We start from the raw sequence: 22,758 nt of genomic DNA, 5'->3' as shown, positions 1-22,758 counted from the left end.
GACGAGGTCCCTCGGCGTCCGACGCCGACCCTACGCCGCTCTCGTGTCCGCCGCCATCACGGCGGGCAGCAGGCCGTGCAGGTGCGCGAGCGAGGCCAGGTGCGCGGCGGCGTCCTCGGCATCCCCCTCGAACCAGGCCTTCGCCGAGCCCAGTCGGAACGTGTAGCCCCAGGCGTCCATGTCGGCGAAGCCGCGTTCGCGGCCGAAGCCGGGCAGGGCGTTGGCCAGCAGCAACTGCAGGTAGCACACGGCGTCCTCGTCGCGCTGGGTGTCACCGGCATCGGTGTGCACCGCGGCGCGGCGCTCCGGCGGCATCACCATCAGGTGCCCGGCCTCATGCAGCAGGGAATGCACTGGGGTGTCGGCGCGCGCATACACGCGGGAACCGATGATCCCGGCTTCGGCGTCGCCCCAGTAACTGCCGGGGATGGCTTCGCCCGGCTCGACTTCGACCAGCTCGAGGCCGAAGCGGGCGAGCAGGGCGACGGGGGCCGCCCAGCCGATATCGGCAAGGGTGAGCACGATCGTCGCCTGTCGCATCGTCGCTTCCGCCATCGCGCCATCCTGCGGCCGGAGCCGCAGGCGGGGGATCAGCCGTTCTTGTCCGGCAGCGAGACGGAAATATCGAGCACGTCGTGCTCGCCGTCCTTCACCAGGTCGACCTTCACCGCATCGACGTCGACATTGACGTACTTACGGATCACTTCGAGCAGCTCGCGCTGCAGCAGGGGCAGGTAGTCGGGGCCGCCGCGGGTGCTGCGCTCCTGCGCGACGATGATGCGCAGGCGCTCCTTCGCGAGGTTGGCGGTGGGCGGCTTCTTGCCCGTCAGGAAATCGAACAGGCCCATGTCAGCCCCCGAAGATCTTGGCGAAGAAGCCTTTCTTCTCGGCCGTGGTGAAGCGCATCGGGCGGTCCTCGCCCAGCAGGCGGGCGATGGCGTCGCCATAGGCGATGCCCGCGTTGCTCTGCTCGTCGAGGATGACCGGGTTGCCGGAGTTCGAGGCCTGCAGCACGTCCGGCGATTCCGGGATGACGCCGATCACCTTCAGGCCGAGGATCTCCTCGACGTCGCCGATCGAGAGCATCTCGCCTTTCTCGACGCGTTCCGGGTTGTAGCGGGTCAGCAGCAAGTGCTCCTGGATGCGCTCGCCGCCCTCGGCCTTCTTCGTCTTGCTCTGCAGCAGGCCGAGGATGCGGTCGGAGTCGCGCACCGAGGACACTTCCGGGTTCACCACGACGAGCGCGCGGTCGGCGAAGTACATCGCGAGGAAGGCGCCCTTTTCGATGCCGGCCGGGCTGTCGCAGACGATGAAATCGAAGCCGTCGTCGGCGAGGTCCTTCAGCACCTTCTCGACGCCTTCCTTCGTCAGTGCGTCCTTGTCGCGGGTCTGCGACGCAGCGAGAACGAACAGGTTGTCGAAGCGCTTGTCCTTGATCAGCGCCTGCTTCAGCGAGGCCTCGCCGTGCACGACGTTGACGAAGTCGTACACCACGCGGCGCTCGCAGCCCATGATCAGGTCGAGGTTGCGCAGGCCGACGTCGAAGTCGATGACCGCGGTCTTCTTGCCGGCGCGGGCGAGGCCCATCGCGATGCTGGCCGAGGTGGTCGTCTTGCCGACGCCGCCCTTGCCCGAGGTGACTACGAGGATTTCCGCCAAGGTCGTTTCTCCGTCTTTGTGTGGCCGTCAGGCCAGCGGCTGGATTTGCAGGATGTCGTTGTTGTCGAGCCAGATCTGCACGGCCTTGCCGTGCAGGGCCTTGGGCACGTCGTCGAGCACTTTGTACTGCCCGGCGATGGCCACGAGCTCGGCGTGGAATTCGCGGCAGAAGATGCGGGCGCCGGTGAAGCCGGAGGCGCCGGCGAGGGCGCGTCCGCGCAGCGCGCCGTAGACATGGATGGAGCCGTCCGCCACCACCTCGGCGCCTGCGCCGATCGGGGCCAGCACGGTCAGGTCGCGGTTCGCGGCGAACACCTGCTGGCCGGAGCGTACGGGCATGGCGTGGACCAGGCCGGGCTCGGCCTCCGGCACCGGGGCGGCCGGCGTGGGCGTCGGTTCGCGGGCGGGCGGCGCGGCGGCGCGTTCGGCAGCGCGGGGTTCCGCGGCGGGCGATTCACCGGCGCGCTCGTATTGGGAGCGGAACTTGGCCAGCACCGGCAGGCCGAGGCGCTCGGCCAGCGCATCGTTCTCGGGCGTGCCGTAGGCCAGCGCGACCGGATGCACGCCGGCGCCTTCGAGCGCCGCGACCAGCGCCTTGGCGGTGGCGTCGTCGGGCAGCTGCATCAGGCCGCCGAAATCGAGGATGAGCGCGGCACGGGCGAAGAGCTTGGGCGCGCGCTCCACCCGCTCGCGCATTTCCGCGGCGAGCTGGGCGACATCGAGGGTGCGGATGCGCAGGTTGGCGATGCCGACCTGGCCGAACTTCAGTTCGCCAGCCTGCTCGTAGTTGGGGAGGTCGGCGGGGTGCGGTGTCGCCATGCGTCAGGTTCCGGTGTTGCGGGCGATGGCGGGGCGCGCCGGGCCGCGGCGTGGGGCCAGCCAGGGTTCGTCGGGCAGCGCGCCGCCGTAAGTCGTGGCGATCCAGTCGTGGCTGCCGAGGTCCTTCATCAGCATGCAGGCACGGAGGCCCGTGCCTTCCATGGTCTGCTGGCCGACCTCGCGGAAGCCGAAAGCGCCGTGGAAGAGCAGGGCCGGGTCGTAGCCCACGCCCAGGAACACCTCGCAGCAGAGGTGGGCCCAGCGGGGCTCGGCGAAGCTCATGGCGTCGGCGTAGAAGGCCCGGCCGCGGCCACCACCGCGGCGGGCGGCGGCGATGACGATGCGGTCGATGTAGAGGAAATTGCGGTGCCGTTCCCGGAACCAGCGGAAGTTCGGGCTGTCGTGCGGGGCCAGGTCGCTGAACCCGACGAGGAAGCCGGTGATGGCGTCGTCCTGCTCGATCACGCGGAAGTAGTCGGCGTGTTCCCAGAAGAAGCGGGCCTTTTCCGCGTCCATCGGCAGGATCGAAGGTCCCGCCGAGTTGTTGAGCGCCACCACGAGGTCCAGCTCGTATTCGCGCACATCGCGGATCTGGAACGGCATTCCTTTCCTCCGGGGCAGGCCGGGTCTCGGTCAAGCCGCCAGTATCGCATGCCCCCCGGCCGCCTTCGCCCCGCGGGGTGACTTTCGGGGGTGCGGAAGCGGGGGGCTGGGCGTTTAGGATGCCTCGATGCTTCCGCGCCTGACCCACGCCACGCTCCTGCGCTATGCCGGCCTGTTCACTTGGGCGATGGTGGGCAGTGGCCTGGTCATGAACGCCTTGTTCGTGATGGACGCCAGCTCCAGCCCCCTGCCAGCCATGGCCTTCGTCGGGCCGGTCGGCGCCTACGTGGCCTTCGGCGTGGCGTTCTGGCTCTCCACCCAGTCGCTGGGCCACCAGCGCGGGCGCGTCTGGCCCATCGTGCTGATGCTCGCCATGGCGGCTTCGGCCATCGCGGTGAGTGCGCTTACGAACAGCGCCTTGGGCGCCATCCTGATGATGGTGATGGCCGCCGTGGTGCCCTGGTTGTTGCCGGGCTGGCCGGGGGTGCTCTGGCTGGTGGTGCAGCACCTGCCGCTGACGGCGGTGTTCGTCCGCACCTTCGAGTTCACCCCGCTCGAGGCCGTCCTGCAGTCCATGCTCTACATGGGCATGTCGGGCTTCGTCTACGTGGCCGGCCTGATCGCCAAGCAGCAGGCGGAGGCACGCGAGGAGCAGCGACGGCTCAACGCCGAACTGCGGGCCACCCGTTCGCTACTGGCCGACAGCGCGCGTGTCGGCGAGCGCCTGCGCATTTCCCGCGAGCTGCACGACCTGCTCGGGCACCACCTCACGGCCCTCAGCCTCAATCTCGAGGTCGCCGGCCACCTGACCGACGGAAAGGCCCAGGAGCACGTCCGCCAGGCCCATACCTTGGCGCGTCTGCTGCTCACCGACGTGCGCGAGGCCGTCAGCGCCATGCGCGGCGAGGAGCGCATCGACCTCGAGGCCGCATTGCGCACCTTGGTGGAAGGCGTGCCGGCCCTCGAAGTCACTCTGGACATCGAATCCCCGCTGCCGGTCGACGACGCCGAGTGCGCGCAGGTCGTCGTGCGCTGCGCGCAGGAAATCATCACCAACGCCATCCGGCACGCCCAGGCCCAGCGCCTTTGGCTCAAGCTGGCGAGGCAAGGGCGCGAACTGCACCTCGCCGCCCGCGACGACGGCGTCGGCAGCGACGTCTTCACCCCCGGCAACGGGCTTTCGGGCATGCGCGAGCGCCTGAAGACCGTCGGCGGCCGCGTCGAGGTCTCGACCGCGCCGGGCCAGGGCTTCAGCATCGACATCCACCTTCCCCTCGAGGCTTCCGCATGATCCGAGTGATGCTCGTCGACGACCAGACCCTGGTGCGCCAGGGCGTCCGTTCCCTGCTGGAATTGGCCGACACCATCGACGTGGTCGCGGAGGCGGCCGATGGCAAGCAGGCCGTCGAGCAGGTCCCCGTCGTGAAGCCTGACGTCGTGCTGATGGACATGCGCATGCCGGTGATGTCCGGCCTCGAAGCGCTGCGCGCGCTGGCGGCGCAGAACGCCCTGCCGCCCACCATCATCCTGACCACGTTCGACGACGACCAGCTGGTGCTGGCGGGCATCAAGGCCGGGGCCAAGGGCTACCTCCTGAAGGATGTGTCCCTCGACCAGCTGGTGTCGGCCATCCAGACGGTGGCCGATGGGGGGTCGTTGGTGCAGCCGGCCGTGACGGCCCGGCTGCTCTCGGGCCTCGAGGGGCTGCAGAACGACTTCCACAGCCTCGAGCAGCCCGACCCGCTTACCGAGCGCGAGACCGAGATCCTCCGGCTCATGGCGGGCGGCTTCTCCAACAAGGAGATCGCCAACTCGCTCGGCGTGGCCGAAGGCACGATCAAGAACCATGTCTCCAACATCCTCTCGAAGCTCGGCGTGCGCGACCGGACCCGCGCGGTGCTCAAGGCCTTCGAGTTGAAGCTGGTGTGACAGGCGGCCCCGCGGCCTTGTCCGCGGGGGCGTCCCACGCTTACCACGGCCCCGACGGTGCTGCTATCCTCTGGCGCTCCCCGGGGCGGCGGTGTGCCGACCGGGGCCGATCCCGGAGATTTGATGCATGGCTCGATTCCTTGAATTCGTCGTCGCGTTCGTTCTGGTGGCCATCCTCGGCGTCGCCGTGGGCTTGGTCCTGCCGAAGGCGCGCAGCGTGTCGCACTCGGTGGAAACCAACCGCCCCGTCAATGTCGCCTTCGACATGCTGAACGGCTTCCAGCGCTTCAACGACTGGAACACGCTACATCTGCGCGACCCGAACGTGAAGTTCACCCTGAGCGGCCCCGCTTCGGGCGTCGGCGCCAAGCTCGAATACACCTCGAACGACCGGACGGTCGGTTCGGGCAGCTGGGAAATCACCGAGAGCGTGCCGGGCGAGAAGATCGTCTTCAAGGTGACCGACAACGCCATGGGCGAGAACAAGACCATGCGCTTCACGTTCGAGCGCTCGGGCCGCAGCCAGCGCAACGTGAAGATCACCCAGCGCTACCGCGTCGAGTACGGCTTCAACCTGGTCGGCCGCTACGCCGGCATGTACATGTCGAGCAGCGCCGGCAAGCGCGTGCAGAACGGCTTGAAGGTCCTCTCGAATGCCTTGGCCAGCGTGCCGCGCGTCGACTACACCATCTACGAGCACCCGCTGCAGCTCGTCGACGTTCCGGCCATGAACGCGCTGCGCGTCGACGTCGAAGCCCCGCTCCGCGACGACGGCGTCGCCGTTTCCATGACGAACCAGCTCGCGTGGATGGACCGCGTCATCGAAGCCAGCGGCTTCGCCAAGGACGGTCCGCTGCGCATCGTCACGGTCGACCGCACGTCGGAGGCCTACTCCTTCATCATGCTGCTGCCGGTCCGTGCGAAGGACGCTCCGGAAGGCTCGTCGCGCGCCGCCACGGTCGCCGAGCTGCCGGTCCTCGAAGCCACGATCGCCGGCGACGGCAACAAGGTCGTGCTGTCGCAGGAAGCTCCGCTGAAGGCGGCGAACACCAAGTGGGTGGGTCCGGCGCCGGGCCTGCAGCGCGTCCGTGACACGCTGCGCGCCTGGGCCATCGTCCGCGGCTACCCGCTGGACAACGCCAGCCAGGGCTTCGACGACTACACCGTCGATATCCCGGAGATCCTCAGCCCGGAAGCCGAGTTCCAGGCCTTCCTGCCATTGAAGGCCCCCGAGGCCCAGTAAGCACAGCGAGGCGGGCCGAGGCCCGCCTCGTCGTTTGCGGGGGCGTGGAACTTGTCGTCGCCCCCGCGCTCCAAGGCGCGCCGACCTGCGGTGCCGAGCCGGAACCCGACATGATCGAAGTGGAAGGACTGACCAAGCGCTTCGCGGCGCTGACGGCCGTCGAGGACCTGCGGTTCTCGGTGCAGCCGGGTGAGGTCGTGGCCCTGCTGGGGCCGAATGGCGCCGGCAAGTCGACGACGATGAAGATGATCGCTGGCTTCCTCGCGCCCGACGCGGGCCGCGTGCGCGTGGCCGGCCATGACGTCGTGGCCGACGGCCTGGCCGCTCGTCGCGCCCTGGGCTACCTGCCGGAAGGCGCGCCGGGCTACGGCGAGATGGAAGTGGCCGATTTCCTCGGCTTCATCGCCGACGTGCGCGGCCTGTCGGGCGCACACCGTCAGCAGCGCCTCGCCTTCGCCTCCGATCGCTTGCAGCTGGGCCCCGTGCGCCGGCAGCCGCTGGACACGCTGTCGAAGGGCTTCCGTCGCCGCGTGGGCTTCGCCGCGGCCATCCTGCACGACCCGCCGGTGCTGTTGCTCGACGAGCCCACCGATGGCCTCGATCCGAACCAGAAGCACGAGGTCCGCGGCCTCATCAACGAACTGGCGCGCGAGCGCACGATCATGCTTTCCACGCACCTGCTCGAAGAGGTGGACGCCATCGCCACCCGAGCCGTGGTGATCGCTGCCGGCCGACTGCGTGCGGACCACACGCCCGCGGAACTGCTGGCGCTCTCGCGCTGGCATGGCGCGCTGTCCTTCGCCGCGCCGGACAGCGTGGCTGCGGTGGCCGCGCTCGACGGCCTCGTGCCGGCCGCGGCGACGACCGTGGACGCCCGCGAGGGGCGGGTGGTGCTGTTCGTCCGTGGCGGCGGCGTGTCTTCCGATGTCGTGACGCGGCGACTCGACGAACGTCGCGTGGCCTGGTCCGACCTCCGCGTTGAACGGGGCCGCCTCGACGAAGTGTTCCGCAGCCTGACGTCCGATGCCGGAGCCGCCGCATGAACGGCACGCTCGTCATCGCGCGGCGCGAGTTCGCCGCCTATTTCGCCTCGCCGCTCGCGGCGGTGTTCATCGTGCTGTTCCTGGCCCTGTCGTCGGCGCTGGCCTTCTACCTCGGCGGCTTCTTCGAGCGCGGGCAGGCCGACCTGCAGCCGTTCTTCGCCTTCCACCCTTGGCTGTACCTGTTCCTCGTGCCCGCGGTGGGCATGCGGCTTTGGGCCGAGGAGCGCAAGAGCGGCACGCTGGAACTGCTGCTGACCCTGCCGGTCACGCCATGGCAGGCGGTACTGGGCAAGTTCCTCGCCGGCTGGGCCCTGCTGGGCATCGCGCTCGTCCTCACCGTCCCGATGTGGTGGACGGTCAGCTGGCTGGGCGACCCCGACCACGGCGTCATCGTGGCGAGCTACCTCGGCAGCTGGCTGCTTTCCGGCGCGATGCTCGCCGTCGGTAGCGCCCTCTCGGCACTGACGCGCAACCAGGTCGTGGCCTTCGTCGTCACGGTGGTGGTGTGCTTCGCGCTGATGCTCGCTGGGCATCCGCTGGTGCAGGACGCGGTGCAGGGCTGGGCGCCGCGCGACGTGATCGACGCGGTGGCCGCGCTGAGCTTCCTCACCCACGTGCAGTCCATCCAGCGCGGCGTGCTCGACTTGCGCGACGTTCTGTTCTTCCTGCTGTCGATCGCGGCCTGGCTGTGCGCGACGGTGCTGATCCTCGACGCCAAGAAGGCGGGCTGACGCATGGCCATCGCATCCCTCCGCCGCTCCGCCTGGGCGCTTCCGCTGCTGGCCTTGGCCTTCCTCGCCCTCGTCGGACTGTCGTCCGTGCTGCTGCGCGGCGCGCGGATCGACCTCACGGCGAACCAGGAGCACACGCTCTCGCCGGCCACGATCGCCCTGATCGAGGGCATCGAGGAGCCGGTGACGCTTCGTCTCTACTTCTCGGAGCGTTCCGCCGGCGACTTCCCGCAGGTGCGCGCCTATGCGCAGCGCGTGCGCGAATTGTTGCAGGAGATGGCTGCGCGCTCGAAGGGTCGCCTCGTCGTCGAGGTCATCGACCCGGAGCCGTACTCCGAACAGGAAGACCTCGCCGTCGCGCAGGGGCTCACCGCGGTACCGCTGCCGACCGGGGGCAACTTCTTCTTCGGCATCGTCGGCAGCAATAGCACCGATGGCGAATTGCCGATCCCGTTCCTGCAGGCCGAGCGCGAGGCCTTCCTCGAGTACAACCTCGCGAAGCTGGTGTCGGCGCTGACGGTCGAAGAGCGCCCCGTGGTCGCGCTGTTCAGTGGCCTGCCGATGGCCCCCGAGTTCGATCCGGCCACGGGCTCGCCGTCGCCGGGTTGGGTGGTCGATCAGCAGCTGCGCGAACTCTTCGAACTGCGCCGGCTCGAGCCGGATTTCACCGCGATCGATGCGGACGTCGACCTGTTGATGCTGGTGCATCCGGCCGGCTTGTCCGATGACAGCCTCTACGCCATCGACCAGTTCGCCCTGCGCGGCGGCCGTGTGTTGGCGTTCGTCGATCCGGACGCGGAGAACGCCGCCCCGGACGATCCGCTCGGTGGCAATGTCGGTGGCGCGCGTGCCTCCGACCTAGGGCCGCTGCTCGCCGCCTGGGGCGTGGATTTCGATCCGACGCAGGTGGTGGCCGACCCCGGCTCCGCGCTGTCGGTGCAGACCAGCGAAGGCGGTGCCAACGAGCCGCTGATCACGCTGCTCGGCCTGGACGCCGAGGCGCTGTCGAGCACCGACATCGTCACCGCGCAGATGGAGCTGATCAATCTCTCCACCGCGGGCGTGCTGCGGCCGCGCGAGGCGGCGACGACCCGCTTCGAGCCGCTGCTCTCGAGTTCCGACCAGAGCGGTGAACTGCCGACCTCGATGCTCGGCACGGTGAGCGCGACGCCGTCGAACCTGCTGCGCGAGTTCCGCGCCAACGGCGGGGCCCGCACGATTGCCGCGCGCGTCAGCGGCCCGGCCGCGACGGCCTTCCCGCAGCGCGGCGGCGAGGGGCACCTCGCGGCCAGCGCCAGCGACCTGCAGCTCATCCTCGTCGCCGACACCGACCTGTTGGCCGACCCGTTCTGGGTGAACGTGGCGCCGGGCCCCGGCGGTTTCAGCGAGCCCTTCGCCAACAACGGGGATCTCGTCTACAACGCGGTCGAGAACTTGAGCGGGCAGGCGGGCCTGATCGGCTTGCGCACGCGCGCCGTCGCCAGCCGTCCCTTCCATCGCGTGCAGGCCCTGCGCCGCAGCGCCGAGCAGCAGTTCCTGCAGACCGAGCGGGCGCTGCAGCAGCGGCTCTCGGAGCTCGAACAGCAGCTCGGCGAACTGCAACGCGGCGAGGACGGCGCACCGGCCCTGGGTGCCGAACAGCAGGCCGAGCTTGAGCGCTTCCAGCAGGAGAAGATCGACGTCCGCCTGCAGCTCCGCGAAGTGCAGCGCCAGCTCAATGCCGACATCGACGCGCTGTCGATGACCCTGCGCGTGGTGAACATCGTGCTGGTGCCGGCCTTCGTGGCCTTCCTGTTCCTGATCGGCGGCCTGTGGCGATTGCAGCGCCGGCGCCGCCCCGCCGCGTGATGCGCGGCCCGGCGCTGTCCGCGCTGGCGCTGCTGGTGCTGTCGGCGTGTTCGCGCGAAGCGCCTCCTCCGGCGCCTCTCGTGCCCGGATTGGCGGAGGCGCTGCCGGCCCTCGCCGAAGTGCGGCTGCAGCAGGGCGACGCCTCGCTGGTGTTCGAACGCGAAGGTGAGGAATGGCGCATCCGCGACGCCGCATGGCGTGCCGATCGCCGCTGGCTTCAACCGCTGCTGCTGGGGCTGGCGAATGCGCGCTGCGACGAGGCGCGGACGGCTGATGCAGCGCGCTTCGAGCGCATCGGCGTGGCTTGGCCGTCGGCGTCGGAGGCCTCGCCCGATGGTGCCTTCGCGCGGCCGACCGGCCGATTGAGCTTCATCGTCGAGGGCCGCGAGATGGCGGTCGTCATCGGCTACCCGCAGGCCCGCGGTGGCACCTACGTGCGCGTCGAAGGCGCACCCCACAGTTGCCTGAGTGCGGCCACGCTGCGCCTGCCCGCGCGCGTCTCGGAATGGTTCGACCCGCAGCTCTGGCGGATTCCGATCGAACGCGTGACCGCGGTGGTCGTGGAGGATCCGGGCGCAGACGCGCTGCGGCTCGTGCCGGGCGAGGGCGGCTTCCGGCCTGAAGGCGCGATCATCGCCCTGACCCCCGACGCGGATGCGCTGGCCTCGGCGCTTGCTAACCCGCGGCAGCTCGATCTGCGCGCGGCAGGCAGCGCCGAGCCAACGCGCGTGCTGCGCCTTGAAGGCGAGGGCAGCCTGACTTACGCCTTGGCCGTCTGGCGCGAAGGCGAGGCGACTTGGGCGCGTGTGATCGCGGCGCCGGACGACGCGTCCGCGTGGTACCAGGGCCGCGAGTTCCGCCTGCCGGAGGACGTTGCCGCCCCGCTCTGGGCGGACCGTGGCACGCTCGGCGCTCCCTGACGGAGGCGCGCCATGGCCCGTGGTTTCGATCTCGAAGAGGCAACCGCCCATCTCGCCGAGCGCGATCGCGCGCTGGGGAAGTGGATGAAGCGCATCGGCCCGCTCGAGATGGACGGCTGGCGCAAGCCGTTCGACACCGTCGATGCTCTGTCGCGTTCGATCCTCTACCAGCAGCTTTCCGGCAAGGCCGCGGCGACGATCGTCTCGCGCGTGGAGGCGGCCGCGGGCTCGCGCAAACTGGTGCCGGAGGCCTTCGCGCGGCTGGACGATACGGCGCTGCGCGCCTGCGGGGTGTCCGGAAACAAGGTGCTGGCCCTGCGCGACCTGTGCCGTCGCGCGGAGGCCGGCGAGGTGCCCGCCGCGCGCGCCCTGCCGAAGGTGGACGACGCGACGCTGATCGAGCAGCTCACCGCCGTGCGAGGCATCGGCCGCTGGACCGTCGAGATGCTGCTGATCTTCCGCCTTGGGCGGCCCGACGTGCTGCCGGTCGACGACCTTGGCGTGCGCAAGGGCGCCCAGGTGCTCGATGGCCTCGAGATCGCGCCGACGCCGAAGGCCTTGCTGGCGCGTGGCGCGGACTGGGGGCCTTACCGGACTTTGGCCAGCCTGTACCTGTGGCGCATCGCCGACGGCGAAGGCGTGGTCGAGCCGGCGAAGAAGGTCAAGCGCTCGCAGGGCTGAGCCAGCACCAGTGCCAGGGCTCGTAAGTGATGCCGTGCGGGTTGCCGCGCGGGTAGCTCAGGCCGAAACCGAAGCGCCCGGCATGCTGCTGCAGCCAGGCGAAGGCGGGGGTGTGTTCGAAGCTCTCCTCGGCCGGCGGTTCGCCGGGCGTGCCGATGTCGAGCGCGCGGCCGCTGTGGTGCTCGGAATGCCCGGGCGCCGCGTTGACCCGCAGCACCTCGTCGAGCGTCAGCCCGCGTGCGAACTTCCGTTCGAAGATGCCGCGCTGGTAGGCGTGGCTGCGGAAGCCTGAAGTCGCCTCGAGCAAGACGCCCTCGCGCTGCGCCTCGCCGCGCATCGCGATCCACGCACGCGAAGCGGGAGGGAGCAGCCACAGGGCGCGCTGCCAGCGGTCGCGTCCGGCGAAGGCGAGCAGCCGCGGTTCCTCGTTGAAAGGCAGGCCGCTGGTCTCGGCGTAGTCCGCTGCAAGCCCCATCGCCGCGTTGTCCTCGTGCACCGCATCGCCAGGGAGCGTGCCCCGCGCGCCGATCGACGCCGCGGGATCGCGCGCTTCGAGCACGGCCGTTGCGGCGATGGCGGCTTCGAGGCCCGGTTCGCGCCACAGGGCAGGCACCAGCGGGACGAGTCCCTCCGGACCGAGCACCGCGAGGAGACGACCGTCGCGCTTGCGCCGCAGCACGATGCCGGAGGCGGCGAGGCAGCGCGCGGCCGCGTTCGCCTTGGCCCGGCAGAGCGAGGCCGGCCAGAGCTCGATATCGGGAGAATTGACGAGGAAGCGGGGCAGGGCGCGCATGGGCGCAGTCTATTCGGCGTCGGCGGTGCCGTCGTCCATCGGGGGCTTCGGCAGCCGTCCTGATTTCCTCAGGGCCTCGCGCAGCACGTACTCGATCTGGGCGTTCACCGAGCGCAGTTCATCGTCGGCCCAGCGCTGGACGGCGTCCAGCACCGGGGCGGAGATGCGCAGCGGGTAGGCCTTCTTCTCGCTCACTTCGAAACGAACCGCGACAGTCCGAACACCAGCCGGACGACCACGAGGCCGACGAGGACGACCAGCCCCAGCGTCGCGAGCAGGATTTGCTCCTCGGGCAGGAAAGCGACCGCCGCGGCGAAGGGCAGGTGCAGCAGGCCCAGCAGGAGCAGCGACTGGCCGACGAATCGGCCGAGGCCGGCCGGGTCGCGGACCTTTTTCGGGTCGACGCCGGCCAGCAGGTGCAGGGCGCGGCCGCTGCGGAAGTAGAGGCCGATCGCGACCAGTGGCGCGGCGGCGACGAGCACGACCAGGGCGGCAAGCATCTGTTCGTTCATGGCCGGCCTCAGTGGTGCAGGGTGCCGGTGTTCACGACGGGCTGCGTGCCGCGCTCGCCGCACAGCACCACCAGCAGGTTCGAGACCATGGCCGCCTTGCGCTCCTCGTCGAGCTGGATCTTGCCGGCGTGGTCGAGCTGTTCCAGCGCCATGTGCACCATGCTGACGGCGCCTTCGACGATGCGGCTGCGCGCGGCGATGATCGCCGCCGCCTGCTGGCGCTGAAGCATGGCCTGGGCGATTTCCGGGGCGTAGGCGAGGTGGCTGATGCGGGCTTCCAGCACGGTGACACCGGCGGCGCCGAGGCGCTCCTGGATCTCTTCCTTGAGGTGCTGGTTGATCTCGTTGGCGTGGCTGCGCAGGGCGATCTGGTCGTTGGCCCCTGCGCCGTCATGGCCGTCGTATGGATAGCTGGTGGCCATCTGGCGCAGCGCGGCTTCCGACTGCACGTGCACGAAGTTCTCGTAGTCGTCGACCTGGAACACGGCCTCGGCGGTGTCGTGCACCTGCCAGACCACCACGGCGGCGATCTCGATCGGCGGGCCCTCCAGATCGTTGACCTTGAGCTTGCTGGATTCGAAGTTGCGCACGCGCAGCGAGATGGGTTTCTTCGAGTAGAACGGGTTGGCCCACTTCAGGCCGGAATCGCGCGCGGTGCCGACGTAGCGACCGAAGAGCTGCAGCACGACGCCGTTGTTCGGCTGGACCACGAAGAAGCCGCACCACAGCAGGATCAGGACCAGCGTGCCGAGCCCGTTGAGGGCGATCAGTCCGCCCGGCGCGTCCATGCCGTCCAGAGTCGGGAAGCCGGCGAAGTTGGCCAGGCTCAGGACCAGCAGGGTCAGAAGCATCGGGACGCCGGGAAGGGGGGAATGGACGCGCTCGTTCATGGTCGTGCTCCGGAAAGGGCGCGACCATCTGATATCAAAGTGATATCGAAGTCAAGGAGGGGCGAGCGGGAAGTGGATCAAGGGGCTTGGGCGTTGTTCGCCGGCCACCCACAGCTGCCGCCCGTCCAGCGAATACCCCATCGCCTCGGCCTGGGGCATCCACGCGAAGTCGAGCCGTCGCGGATTCGACAGGACGCCCGACCAGCCGTCCCCCGACCCGCGCCGGTACAGGTAGACCGCCTGGTAGTTGAGGACAGCCAGCGTGCGTCCATCGGGGCTGAGGTCGGCGGCGGTGACCTGCGATCGGTAGCGCCCATACACGGGGTTCTGCGTGAGTTCCGCGGCGCTGGGTTGGGCGATGCCCCTCAGGCGCCCAACGCGTCGGGCGGTCTGAACGCCGGCCCGCGCGGGACGGAGCGCGAGCCGGAACAGCTCCGGCGGCACGCGCTTCTTCGAGACCAGCAGCACCTCGCCAGCGGCGGCATCGACCGCCACCGCTTCGCAATCGCGGGCGCCGTCGGGCCAGCGGAAACGCAGCGTCCATGCCGGGGTGACGCGCATGCCCTCCGTCACCACGGCCGGCTCCTCGACGACCACCAGCTCAAGGCTGCGGCGCAGACCACCGTTGTCGCCGGTGTCGGCCACCAGGAGGTAGCGCTTGCCATCGAGGTCGAACGCGGCGAGGTCTTCCCAATCGACGTTGCGCACGCCGTCGATGGTGAGGCTGGCCAACCGTGTGCCGGCGGCCGACATCAGGTGCAGCTCGGGCGCATGGCCGCTGTCGTTGTGCACCCAGAAGCTTCCCGGCTGTGCGCGCGAGGCGGCAAGCCCACTGGTCTCGGACAGGCGTGCATCCGCCATGACGCCGCTGATCACCGGGGCGGGCTGGGTCGGTGCCGCGGTCGCGGCCCACAGTGGAGCGACGCTGCCGAGGAGCGGCAGCAGCAGGGTCAGGATTCGTCGGGACATCAGGTGGTTTTCCAATCCCAGCCAGCATGCCCAGTGGTGCCCGGGGCGACAAGCCGTGCCGGTAGACTTCGCGCCTCGCCTCACAGGAATCCACGATGTCCCGCGCTCCCTCCCTGCCTGCGTCCGTCACCCTCGGCACGCCGCTGTCGCCTACCGCCACCCGCGTGCTGTTCCTCGGCAGCGGCGAGCTCGGCAAGGAAGTGGCCATCGAGCTGCAGCGCCTGGGCGTCGAAGTGATCGCCGCCGACCGCTACGCCGACGCGCCGGCGATGCAGGTCGCGCACCGCTCGCACGTGTTGAACATGCTCGACCCGGCCGCGCTGAAGGCGCTGATCGAGGCCGAGACGCCGCACCTCGTGGTGCCGGAAATCGAGGCCATCCACACGCCCACGCTGCTCGAGCTGGAAACCGCGGGGCAGCGCGTCATTCCCACCGCCCGCGCCGCGCGCCTGACGATGGACCGCGAGGGGATTCGTCGTCTGGCCGCGGAGACGCTCGGCCTGCCCACCTCGCCGTACCGCTTCGTCGACACGGAAGCCGAGTACCGCGACGCCGTCGCCGCGCTGGGCATGCCCTGCGTGGTGAAGCCGCTGATGTCGAGCTCGGGCAAGGGCCAGAGCGTCGTGCGCACCGAAGCGGACATCGCCAAGGCCTGGGCCTACGCCCAGACCGGTGGCCGAGCGGGGCAGGGGCGCTGCATCGTCGAAGGCTTCATCGACTTCGATTACGAGATCACCCTGCTCACCGTGCGCCATCGCGACGGCACCACGTTCTGCCCGCCCGTGGGCCACCTGCAGGTCGACGGCGACTACCGCGAGAGCTGGATGCCGCAGCCCATGAGCGCGGCCGCGCTGGCGGAATCCGAACGCATCGCCAAGGCCGTCACCGACGACCTCGGCGGCTGGGGCCTGTTCGGCGTCGAGCTCTTCGTGAAGGGCGACGCCGTGTGGTTCTCGGAAGTGAGCCCGCGTCCGCACGACACTGGCCTGGTGACCTTGATGGGGCAGGAGCTCTCCGAGTTCGCCCTGCATGCCCGCACCATCCTCGGGCTGCCGATCCCGGACCTGCGCACGCTCGGCCCGGCCGCGTCCTGCGCGATCGTCGCGGAGGGCCATGGCGTGCCGGTGTTCGATCACGTCGAAGCCGCGCTGGCCGAACCCGAGACCGGCCTTCGCCTGTTCGGCAAGCCGCGCGTCGAGGGCAGCCGCCGCGTGGCGGTGACGCTGGCGCGAGATGTCGATGTCGATTCGGCCCGCGCCAAGGCGCGTCGCGCCGCGGCGGCAATGACGGTGCGCCTCGTCTGACTCAGCGCGCCGCCGGCAGGGCGGTGCGCGGGAAGCCCAGGGCGAAGGTCGGCGGGTCGCCTGCGGGGAAGCGCAGGCTGAGCTCCACGTCCAGCGCCTTGCCGCAGCCGATCACGTTCCACATCTCCACGCGGTCGGCGATGGCGGCGGCTGAACTGGCATCACCGCGCAGCACGGCGGGCGGTGCGGCACGCACGTCGATGCGCTCGGGCATCTCGCAGGCCATCAGCTTCGTGGCCACCGGCAGCAGTTCGTCGATCACCTCGCGGCGGGTGTCCTCATCGAGCGCGGCACCGCGCACCGGAAGCACGGGTTCGCCGCGCAGGGTGAAGCGAAGCTTGCTGCAGGTGTAGGCCAGCGTGTCCGCATCGGCACTGTCGTGCTGGCGCTCGGCCTGCTCGCGGATCGCGGCATCGATGGCCTCGCGGGGCTGCGATTGCGCAGCGGCGAGGCGTTCCACGAGCGAAGCGGCCTCGGCGAGCGTCTCGGCGCGCCGCTGTCGCCACTGCGCCAGCTCGGCCTCGAAGGGCGCGTCGCGGAACGCGGGCAGGCGACGGCAGCGGTCCGCCAGTGCGGGGAAGGTGAGCGTCTCCGCATGGCGCTCGACCAGGCGCTGCTGGGCGCGCTCGCCGGCCTCGACCATCGTGGGCAGGGCAAGCAGGGCGGCCGCGATGCCCGCGGCTACGAGGCAAGCCCTCATCGGGCGGGCTCCGCGTTCGCCGCCGTCGCGGTGTCGGCCAGTTCGAGGTCCAGCCACACCATCCGATGGTCGCTGGCACCGACCCAGTCAGCACCGGGCTGTCCCTTCAGCGGCCAGAACACGCCGCTGCCGGTGATCTGCAAGCCCACCGAGGGCAGCACGAAGTCGAGGTGCAGGTTGCCGCTGGCACCGCCGAACTGGCTGGTGTCCTGCGCCGGGTTGCCGCGATGGCGCAGGTTCGCGCCGCCGCGCTCGCGGGCGCTCTGCACGCCGCCTTCGCTGGTCGGGAACGCGTGCCGCAGCACGCGCGGGTGCTCGATCAGTTCGACGATGGCCTCGTGGTGGCCGTCGCCGTCGGTGGGGTCGTTGTTGAGATCGCCCGCGATGACGAAACGCGCTTCGGCCGGCAGCCCGCCGCAGCGGCCCTGGTCGTCGCACAGCCAGTCGGCGTCGCGGTCGTCGAGGTAGTGCCGCCACAGCGTCAGCTCGTCGGCGTTGCGCAGGCCGTTGCGGTCTTCGGGGCCGTCGAACACCGGCGGCGTCGGATGCGAGACGAGGAAATGCACCACGCCACCCGGCGTCCGCACGGGCACGTCCCAATGCGATTTCGACGAGAGCCGGAGCTTCGGCCACACCGCATCGTCGTACCACCAGCGGCCGGTCGCCGGGTTTTTCGGGCGGCGCGCGTTCGGCAGTGTCGACCACGGCAGCGTCTGGAAGGTGCGCACGGCCTCGGTGTCGATCGGATGGCGTGACAGCACGAGCATGCCGTACTGCCCCGGGTGCAGGCCGTAGCCGAAGGCATCTTCGCCGTGCAGGCGCCCCGGGCCGCCGATGCGCCCGTCGCCGTTGAGGTCCATGCCACTGGGCTCGCCGGTGTTCACCGGCGCGAAGTAGCGGTACGGGTAGTGGATCGGCGCCTCGCCATGCTGGCCGACCTCGAGGTACTCGCGCTGGAACACGTCGGCCAGCGCGCCCTTCGCGTCGTAGTCGAACTCGTTGAGCAGCAGCAGGTCGGGGCGTTGGCGCTGGATCACCGCCGCGATGTGCCGCGCCTTGGCATCGTGGCCTCCGGCCAAGCGCGCGCGAACCCCGTCCGCCACTTCGGCGTAGAGCGAAACGTTGTAGGTGGCCACGCGCAGCGGGGCCGGTTGATCAACCATGGCAGGGGTCGTCGTGCAACCGGCGAACAGTGTCGCCAAACCCAGCGCCGCCAACGCGGCGCGGAAGAAAACCCTCATTCACGATCCTCATCGAAAGCAATCCAGTGGCTATTCCACAGCCGCTCGAGCGGCTGGAAGCGGCGCTTGTAGTCCATCTTCGGGTGGCCCTTCAGCCAGAACCCGAGATACAGGTGCGGGCGCGCCGTCGCCGCGGCCCACGCGATCTGCCCGAGGATCGCCTGCGTGCCGAGGCTGCGGTGCTCGTGGGCGGGATCGAAGAAGGTGTACACCGCCGACAGCGCATTCGCCGTGACATCGGTGACCGCGACCGCGACGAGGCGGCCGTCCAGCCGCCATTCGAAGAAGCGCGTCGGGCTCCAGTCGCCGATCAGGAACTGGTCGAACTCCTCGGGCGTCGGCTCCGCCATCGGGCTGTCGGGGTGGCGGGCGCCGAGGTAGCGCGCGTAAAGGTCGAACAGCTCGTCACTGCGCCGGGCCGGGCCGACGGTCATCACGAGGTCGGCGTTGCGCTTCGCGATGCGACGCTGCGTGCGGTCGGGCCGGAAGCGCGCCACTGGCAGCCGGATCGGCAGGCAGGCGCTGCAGCTGCCGCAGTGGGGGCGGTAGACGTGGCGACCGGAGCGACGGAAGCCGAGCGCCAGCGCGGGCTCGTAGACCGCGGCGAGGGCGGGTTCCTGCGGGTCGAGCACGAGGTCGCGGGCCTGCCGGTCGGCCCAATAGCCGCAGGCGTGGGCCTGTGTCAGGTACACCCGGATGTCGGTCAGCGCGCCCATGGCCCGAGTGTAACTTCCGGCACGGGCTCGCCGGCGGCCGAGGGCGGAGGATCGCGGGGTCCCCAGCCTGACGATCCCACCGCGGAGTGAACTATGTCGATCGAACGTCGTGACGTCCTGAAACTCGGTGCCCTTGCCGCCGCGGTGACGCTGGCCGGCGCAGGCCGTGCCCAAACGCCGGGCGCCGCCCCGGGCGAGACCCGCAACGCCACGCGCAAGCTCTCGATCCTGATCCTCGGCGGCACCGGGCTCACCGGCCCGCACCAGGTGGCCTACGCGCTGTCGCGCGGCCACGAGGTGACGATCTTCAACCGCGGCCGGAAGCAGCGCGAATGGCCGGGAGCGGTCGAGCAGCTGCTCGGCGACCGCGACCTCAACGACTACAAGAGCCTCGCCGCCGAAGTGGCGAAAGGCCGGCGCTGGGATATCTGCATCGACAACCCGAGCAGCGTGCCGCACTGGATCCGCGACGCCGCCGCGGTGCTCAAGGGCCACGTGGGCGGTTACGTCATGGTGTCGAGCCTCTCGGCCTACGCCGAAAGCGCGACGCCGGGTGACGACGAGACCGCGGCGCTGGCGCCCTTCGACGGCGACCCGTTGAAGGAAACGATGGCCAGTCTGCGCGCCGACATGGCCAAGTTTGCTGGGCTGAAGGCCGCCACGGAAGCGGAGACGCTGAAGCACTTCGGCGACGCCGCCACGATCGTCCGCCCGGGCCTGATCGTCGGCCCCGGCGACGAGACCGACCGCTTCACCTATTGGCCGATGCGCCTCGCCAAGGGCGGCGACGTGCTCTGCCCCGGCGACGGACGCGATCCGGTCCGTTACATCGACTCGCGCGACCTTGGCGAGTGGATGGTTAGGCTCGCCGAAGCCGGAACGACGGGTGCGTTCAACGCCTTCGGTCCGGACGAGGCCCTCGACATGGCCGGCTTGCTCTACGGCATCCGCGCCAGCACGACGGCCGGTGCGCGGCTCCATTGGGTGCCGACGGAATTCCTGATGGCCCAGGAGGTTAGCCCCTGGGGCGACATGCCGGTCTGGGTGCCGGGGCAGGGCGAGACCGCCGGTTTCCACAGGCGCAGCAATGCGAAGGCGGTCGCCGCGCAGCTCACCTTCCGCAGCCTGGCCGATACCGTCGCGGCGACACGGGCGTGGTTCGCGGCCCAGCCCGAGGAGCGCCGCAATGCGCCGCTGCGCGCTGGCATCACGCCCGAGCGCGAGGCGGCTGTGCTGGCGGCGTGGACACAGGCACGCCCCACCGAAGAGCACTGAGGATGACGATGGATAAGGACGTTCGAAAGCGCCGACGCCGGCGCTGGGTCTGGGCACTGGCCGCGGGAGTGGGGCTTCCGACCGGCCTGCTGGCATGGGCGCTGGCGAATCTCGGCGTCGAGATCACCGACGGCGGCGCGCATTCGCGCCTCCACGTGCCGCTGCCGCTGGCGCAGGGCCGAGGGATCGCCATCCCTGCCTATGGCGGCACGGCTGAAGCGGATGCGCGTTTCGCAGGCTGGCTGGATGGCCCCATCGTGCAGCGGGCGATCGACGGCCGCTGGCGGGCACGGTGGTTCTGCGAGGGGCGGGTGGCGGAGGCCGAGGGCACCGGTGATGCCCTGGACATCGCCTGCGCCGGCGCGTCACGGCGATTCGCGCTGACGCCGCCGCCGCCGATCGCGGATCAACTGCCCATGCCGGACCACGTGGTGGTGCTGAGTGACCTAGAAGGCCATGCGCCGTTCCTCGAGGCCGCCCTGCCGCGGCTGGGCATCGTGGATGCCTCGGGCCGGTGGGCCTTCGGCGATGGGCATCTGGTCGTGCTCGGCGATGTCGTGGATCGCGGACGCGACGTCCACGCCGTGCTGTGGACCCTCTACCGCCTGGCGGGCGAGGCGGCCAAGGCCGGCGGTGCCGTCCATCTGGTGCTGGGCAACCACGAGCAGTACGTGCTGGCGGCGAACATCTCCCGGGCCCACCCGGACCATCGTCATGCCCTGCAGGCGATGGGTGGCTATGCCGCGCCGCTCGCGCCCGGGACGGTGCTGGGCGAGTGGCTGCGTTCCCGTCCGGTCGCGCTGCAGCTGGGCGAGGTGCTGTTCGTCCATGGCGGCATCAGCCCGGCCGTGGTGGATCGCCGGATGGGCGTCGAGGCGCTCAACGCCGCCAGCCGGGCCTACTGGCAGGGCACGGCCGGTGCCGGGCGCCCGAGCGCCGCCCTGGACAGCGTGTTCCTGCCGGATGGCGTGACCCAGTACCGCGGTCTCGTGCAGGGCGTGGAGGGGCTCTACGCCCCGGCCGATACCGCCCACGTGCAGCGGATGCTCGGGCATTTCGGCGTGCGGCAGGTGGTCATTGCCCACACGGCCGTGTCGACCGTGACCTCGCGCTTCGACGGGGCGGTCATGGCCGTCAACGTGAACGACAACGCGTCGGCGCCGACGGTGCTCCAGTACGTCCGCGGGGAGGCGAAGGTCGTGGACATCGGGGTGCCGCGACAGCTGGTGGAGAGCCCGTCGGCGCGTGCCCGCCACCTCGACCTCACCCGCGCCGAAGACCGGGCCGTGGTGATGCGCACGGTCGCAGCGATGCAGGCGCTGGCTGACCTGCCGAAACCCTACTGAACCGCGAACGCCCTCAGGCCAGCGTGCCGATGCGCTGGCCGAGCACCACCGGCGCTTCCGCCGGGATCGCCTCCATCGAGGCCAGCATGGCCTTCGGGAACAGCAGCACCACGGTACTGCCGTAGTTGAAGCGCGCCATCTCGGCGAAGCGCTCGAGCGTGATCCCCTTGCCGCGCCAGTCCTTGCGGATCACGCGATCGGCGTAGGCGGGGATCTCCTCGCCGCTCCAGACCGTCTCCACGCCGGAGACGAGGATGGCGCCGACCATCACCGCCACGAAGGGGCCGTGCTCGCCTTCGAAATGGCAGACGAGTCGCTCGTTGCGGGCGAACAGGCGCGGGATGGCGCGCGCCGCCCACGGCGCCACGCTGAACAGCCTTCCGGGCACGTGCGCGGTTTCGACCAGCGTGCCCTTCAGGCTCATGTGCACGCGGTGGTAGTCGCGCGGGCTCAAGTACACGTTGGCGAACCAGCCGTCGCGGTAGGCCTCGGCCTTCGCCTCGTCGGCGAGGAACTCGGCAGCGGTGAAGTGCTGGCCCTTGGCCTGGAAGATGCGGCCTTCCTCGATGCGTCCCATCTGCGCGATCTTGCCGTCGGCGGGGCAGAGCACGGCCTTGGGATCGGCGTCGGCGACGCGCGCCCCGGGCTTCAGCGGCCGGGTGAAGAAGGCATTGAAGCTGGGGTAACTCTCCGGGTCCGGGTTCGCGGCCTCGTCGAGGTTCACGTTGAACTTCCGCACCACGGTGGCGATGAGCCAGCGCTTCAGCGGCACCCACTCCGAGCGTGCGAGCCGGTAGGCAAGGCTCGACAGAAATCGGTGCGGCAGGACGTACTGGAGGACGACTGCGGGGCTCACGGCGCGGCTCCGGAAAGACGCGCGAGATCGCGGGCCACGGCTTGCGGATCGATGGTGGCGATGGCGCCGCCACCGACCGTCGCACCGGCCGGCATCTGCGGGCGGATCACGCCGGCCACACGGGCCTCGGGGTCGAGCAGCACCATCGAGCCGCTGTGGTCCATGGTGTAGCTGGCGCCGAGCGGCACCTTGCGGAATACGAGGCTCAGGCTGCTGGTGAAGGCCTCCAGCGTGGCGAGGTTGGGCTGCGTGGCCGCCAGCGTCGCCGGGTGGAAGTGGCGCGCGTAGCCGGCGAGCAGTTCCGGGGTGTCGCGCTCCGGGTCGATCGATACGAACAGCAGGCGCGGACGTTGCGCTTCGGGCAGGGCCTCCCAGGCCTTCTGCGCCTTGGCCATGTCGGTCAGCGTGGTCGGGCAGACGTCCGGGCAGGAGACGAAACCGATGAACACCACGGTCCAGCGGCCGCGGAGGGTTTCGGCGGTGACGGGGCCATCCGCTGACAGCAACTCGAACGGCGGGATGGCGCGCGGCGTGGGGTAGGGGGTGATCGCCTCGAAGGCAGGCAGGGCAGAGCCGCCATCGCGCGACAGCCAGCGCTCGCCGGCCAGCAGGCCGAGGCCGGCGAAGACAGCTGCGACGATCACCAGGAGAAAGGTCCGATTGAACATGGAAATGCCGCC

Annotated in this window: 26 protein-coding genes; 11 read left to right on the top strand and 15 right to left on the bottom strand. The window is 70.3% G+C overall.

Features of this window, described 5'->3' with window-relative positions:
• Positions 1-30: 30 nt before the first annotated feature.
• Genes O9280_RS06660 through O9280_RS06640 form a run of 5 tightly spaced genes read right to left on the bottom strand, consistent with a single transcriptional unit; the run spans position 31 to position 3,081 of the window.
• Positions 31-555: a hypothetical protein gene (locus O9280_RS06660; RefSeq protein WP_298340417.1), complete on the bottom strand. Its 525-nt coding sequence runs from the start codon at positions 553-555 to the stop codon at positions 31-33.
• Positions 556-590: 35 nt separating this feature from the next.
• On the bottom strand, positions 591-848 hold the full coding sequence (gene minE / locus O9280_RS06655) for a cell division topological specificity factor MinE (protein WP_298340415.1): 258 nt from the start codon (positions 846-848) through the stop codon (positions 591-593).
• Position 849: 1 nt separating this feature from the next.
• Positions 850-1,659, bottom strand: a complete 810-nt coding sequence (gene minD, locus O9280_RS06650; RefSeq protein ID WP_298340413.1) for a septum site-determining protein MinD — start codon at positions 1,657-1,659, stop codon at positions 850-852.
• 27 nt (positions 1,660-1,686) lie between these two features.
• Positions 1,687-2,478, bottom strand: a complete 792-nt coding sequence (gene minC / locus O9280_RS06645; protein ID WP_298340411.1) for a septum site-determining protein MinC — start codon at positions 2,476-2,478, stop codon at positions 1,687-1,689.
• A 3-nt stretch (positions 2,479-2,481) separates the two neighbouring features.
• Positions 2,482-3,081: a GNAT family N-acetyltransferase gene (locus tag O9280_RS06640; protein WP_298340409.1), complete on the bottom strand. Its 600-nt coding sequence runs from the start codon at positions 3,079-3,081 to the stop codon at positions 2,482-2,484.
• Positions 3,082-3,208: 127 nt separating this feature from the next.
• On the opposite strand from O9280_RS06640, the gene O9280_RS06635 reads away from it, so the two are divergent.
• The 8 genes from O9280_RS06635 (at position 3,209) to O9280_RS06600 (ending at position 11,476) form a co-directional block, all read left to right on the top strand.
• On the top strand, positions 3,209-4,372 hold the full coding sequence (locus tag O9280_RS06635; RefSeq protein WP_298340407.1) for a sensor histidine kinase: 1,164 nt from the start codon (positions 3,209-3,211) through the stop codon (positions 4,370-4,372).
• Positions 4,369-5,010, top strand: a complete 642-nt coding sequence (locus tag O9280_RS06630; RefSeq protein WP_298340406.1) for a response regulator transcription factor — start codon at positions 4,369-4,371, stop codon at positions 5,008-5,010. The genes O9280_RS06635 and O9280_RS06630 overlap by 4 nt, the downstream gene beginning before the upstream one ends.
• A gap of 127 nt (positions 5,011-5,137) precedes the next feature.
• Entirely contained in the window at positions 5,138-6,253 is a 1,116-nt protein-coding gene (locus O9280_RS06625; RefSeq protein ID WP_298340404.1) for a hypothetical protein, read from the top strand.
• 110 nt (positions 6,254-6,363) lie between these two features.
• A complete protein-coding gene (locus tag O9280_RS06620) occupies positions 6,364-7,296 on the top strand; it encodes an ABC transporter ATP-binding protein (RefSeq protein ID WP_298340402.1) in 933 nt (310 codons plus the stop codon).
• On the top strand, positions 7,293-8,027 hold the full coding sequence (locus tag O9280_RS06615) for an ABC transporter permease subunit (protein ID WP_298340400.1): 735 nt from the start codon (positions 7,293-7,295) through the stop codon (positions 8,025-8,027). Before O9280_RS06620 ends, O9280_RS06615 begins: the two co-directional genes overlap by 4 nt.
• Positions 8,028-8,030: 3 nt before the next feature.
• Complete coding sequence (locus O9280_RS06610) at positions 8,031-9,875, top strand: Gldg family protein (RefSeq protein ID WP_298340398.1); 1,845 nt, start codon at positions 8,031-8,033, stop codon at positions 9,873-9,875.
• Positions 9,875-10,795 carry a hypothetical protein gene (locus tag O9280_RS06605; protein WP_298340396.1) on the top strand — a complete coding sequence of 307 codons (921 nt, stop codon included), beginning with the start codon at positions 9,875-9,877 and terminating at the stop codon, positions 10,793-10,795. The genes O9280_RS06610 and O9280_RS06605 overlap by 1 nt, the downstream gene beginning before the upstream one ends.
• 12 nt (positions 10,796-10,807) lie before the next feature.
• Positions 10,808-11,476, top strand: coding sequence for a DNA-3-methyladenine glycosylase 2 family protein (locus O9280_RS06600; RefSeq protein ID WP_298340394.1), 669 nt, complete (start codon positions 10,808-10,810; stop codon positions 11,474-11,476).
• Here the strand turns inward: O9280_RS06600 and O9280_RS06595 are convergent.
• From O9280_RS06595 to O9280_RS06575, 5 genes are read right to left on the bottom strand one after another with little or no spacing between them, the layout of a single operon-like run.
• Entirely contained in the window at positions 11,457-12,269 is an 813-nt protein-coding gene (locus O9280_RS06595; protein WP_298340392.1) for a M15 family metallopeptidase, read from the bottom strand. The two genes, O9280_RS06600 and O9280_RS06595, sit on opposite strands and share 20 nt — an antisense overlap.
• 9 nt (positions 12,270-12,278) lie before the next feature.
• Positions 12,279-12,464, bottom strand: a complete 186-nt coding sequence (locus O9280_RS06590; RefSeq protein WP_298340390.1) for an Arc family DNA-binding protein — start codon at positions 12,462-12,464, stop codon at positions 12,279-12,281.
• Positions 12,461-12,781, bottom strand: a complete 321-nt coding sequence (locus O9280_RS06585) for a hypothetical protein (protein ID WP_298340388.1) — start codon at positions 12,779-12,781, stop codon at positions 12,461-12,463. The genes O9280_RS06590 and O9280_RS06585 overlap by 4 nt, the downstream gene beginning before the upstream one ends.
• A gap of 8 nt (positions 12,782-12,789) precedes the next feature.
• The gene (locus tag O9280_RS06580; protein ID WP_298340386.1) at positions 12,790-13,671 is read right to left on the bottom strand and encodes an SPFH domain-containing protein; all 882 of its coding nucleotides are present in this window, start codon (positions 13,669-13,671) and stop codon (positions 12,790-12,792) included.
• Between the two features lie 51 nt (positions 13,672-13,722).
• On the bottom strand, positions 13,723-14,640 hold the full coding sequence (locus tag O9280_RS06575) for a hypothetical protein (protein WP_298340384.1): 918 nt from the start codon (positions 14,638-14,640) through the stop codon (positions 13,723-13,725).
• Between the two features lie 95 nt (positions 14,641-14,735).
• Here O9280_RS06575 and purT point away from each other — a divergent pair, with 95 nt between their 5' ends.
• A complete protein-coding gene (gene purT, locus O9280_RS06570) occupies positions 14,736-15,944 on the top strand; it encodes a formate-dependent phosphoribosylglycinamide formyltransferase (RefSeq protein WP_298340382.1) in 1,209 nt (402 codons plus the stop codon).
• 1 nt (position 15,945) lies between these two features.
• Here the strand turns inward: purT and O9280_RS06565 are convergent, their stop codons facing one another.
• Genes O9280_RS06565 through O9280_RS06555 form a run of 3 tightly spaced genes read right to left on the bottom strand, consistent with a single transcriptional unit; the run spans position 15,946 to position 18,601 of the window.
• Positions 15,946-16,644: a hypothetical protein gene (locus O9280_RS06565; protein WP_298340380.1), complete on the bottom strand. Its 699-nt coding sequence runs from the start codon at positions 16,642-16,644 to the stop codon at positions 15,946-15,948.
• Positions 16,641-17,885 (bottom strand): endonuclease/exonuclease/phosphatase family protein, encoded by a 1,245-nt coding sequence (locus O9280_RS06560; protein WP_298340377.1) that lies wholly within the window; start codon positions 17,883-17,885, stop codon positions 16,641-16,643. The genes O9280_RS06565 and O9280_RS06560 overlap by 4 nt, the downstream gene beginning before the upstream one ends.
• The gene (locus O9280_RS06555) at positions 17,882-18,601 is read right to left on the bottom strand and encodes an arginyltransferase (protein ID WP_298340375.1); all 720 of its coding nucleotides are present in this window, start codon (positions 18,599-18,601) and stop codon (positions 17,882-17,884) included. Before O9280_RS06555 ends, O9280_RS06560 begins: the two co-directional genes overlap by 4 nt.
• A 93-nt stretch (positions 18,602-18,694) precedes the next feature.
• Between O9280_RS06555 and O9280_RS06550 the strand changes: the two genes are divergently transcribed.
• Positions 18,695-19,876, top strand: coding sequence for an NAD-dependent epimerase/dehydratase family protein (locus O9280_RS06550; protein ID WP_298340373.1), 1,182 nt, complete (start codon positions 18,695-18,697; stop codon positions 19,874-19,876).
• An 8-nt stretch (positions 19,877-19,884) separates the two neighbouring features.
• Positions 19,885-21,222: a metallophosphoesterase gene (locus O9280_RS06545; protein ID WP_298340371.1), complete on the top strand. Its 1,338-nt coding sequence runs from the start codon at positions 19,885-19,887 to the stop codon at positions 21,220-21,222.
• A 13-nt stretch (positions 21,223-21,235) separates the two neighbouring features.
• On the opposite strand, the gene asd is transcribed toward O9280_RS06545, so the two are convergent.
• A complete protein-coding gene (asd, locus tag O9280_RS06540) occupies positions 21,236-22,078 on the bottom strand; it encodes an archaetidylserine decarboxylase (protein WP_298340369.1) in 843 nt (280 codons plus the stop codon).
• Positions 22,075-22,746: an SCO family protein gene (locus O9280_RS06535; RefSeq protein ID WP_298340367.1), complete on the bottom strand. Its 672-nt coding sequence runs from the start codon at positions 22,744-22,746 to the stop codon at positions 22,075-22,077. The genes asd and O9280_RS06535 overlap by 4 nt, the downstream gene beginning before the upstream one ends.
• Between the last annotated feature and the right edge of the window lie 12 nt (positions 22,747-22,758).

Origin of the sequence: Silanimonas sp. (genome assembly GCF_027531545.1) — a bacterium.
Classification (GTDB): domain Bacteria; phylum Pseudomonadota; class Gammaproteobacteria; order Xanthomonadales; family Xanthomonadaceae; genus Silanimonas.
Note: the sequence above shows the minus strand (reverse complement) of the source record. Positions and strands in the feature narration are given on the sequence as shown.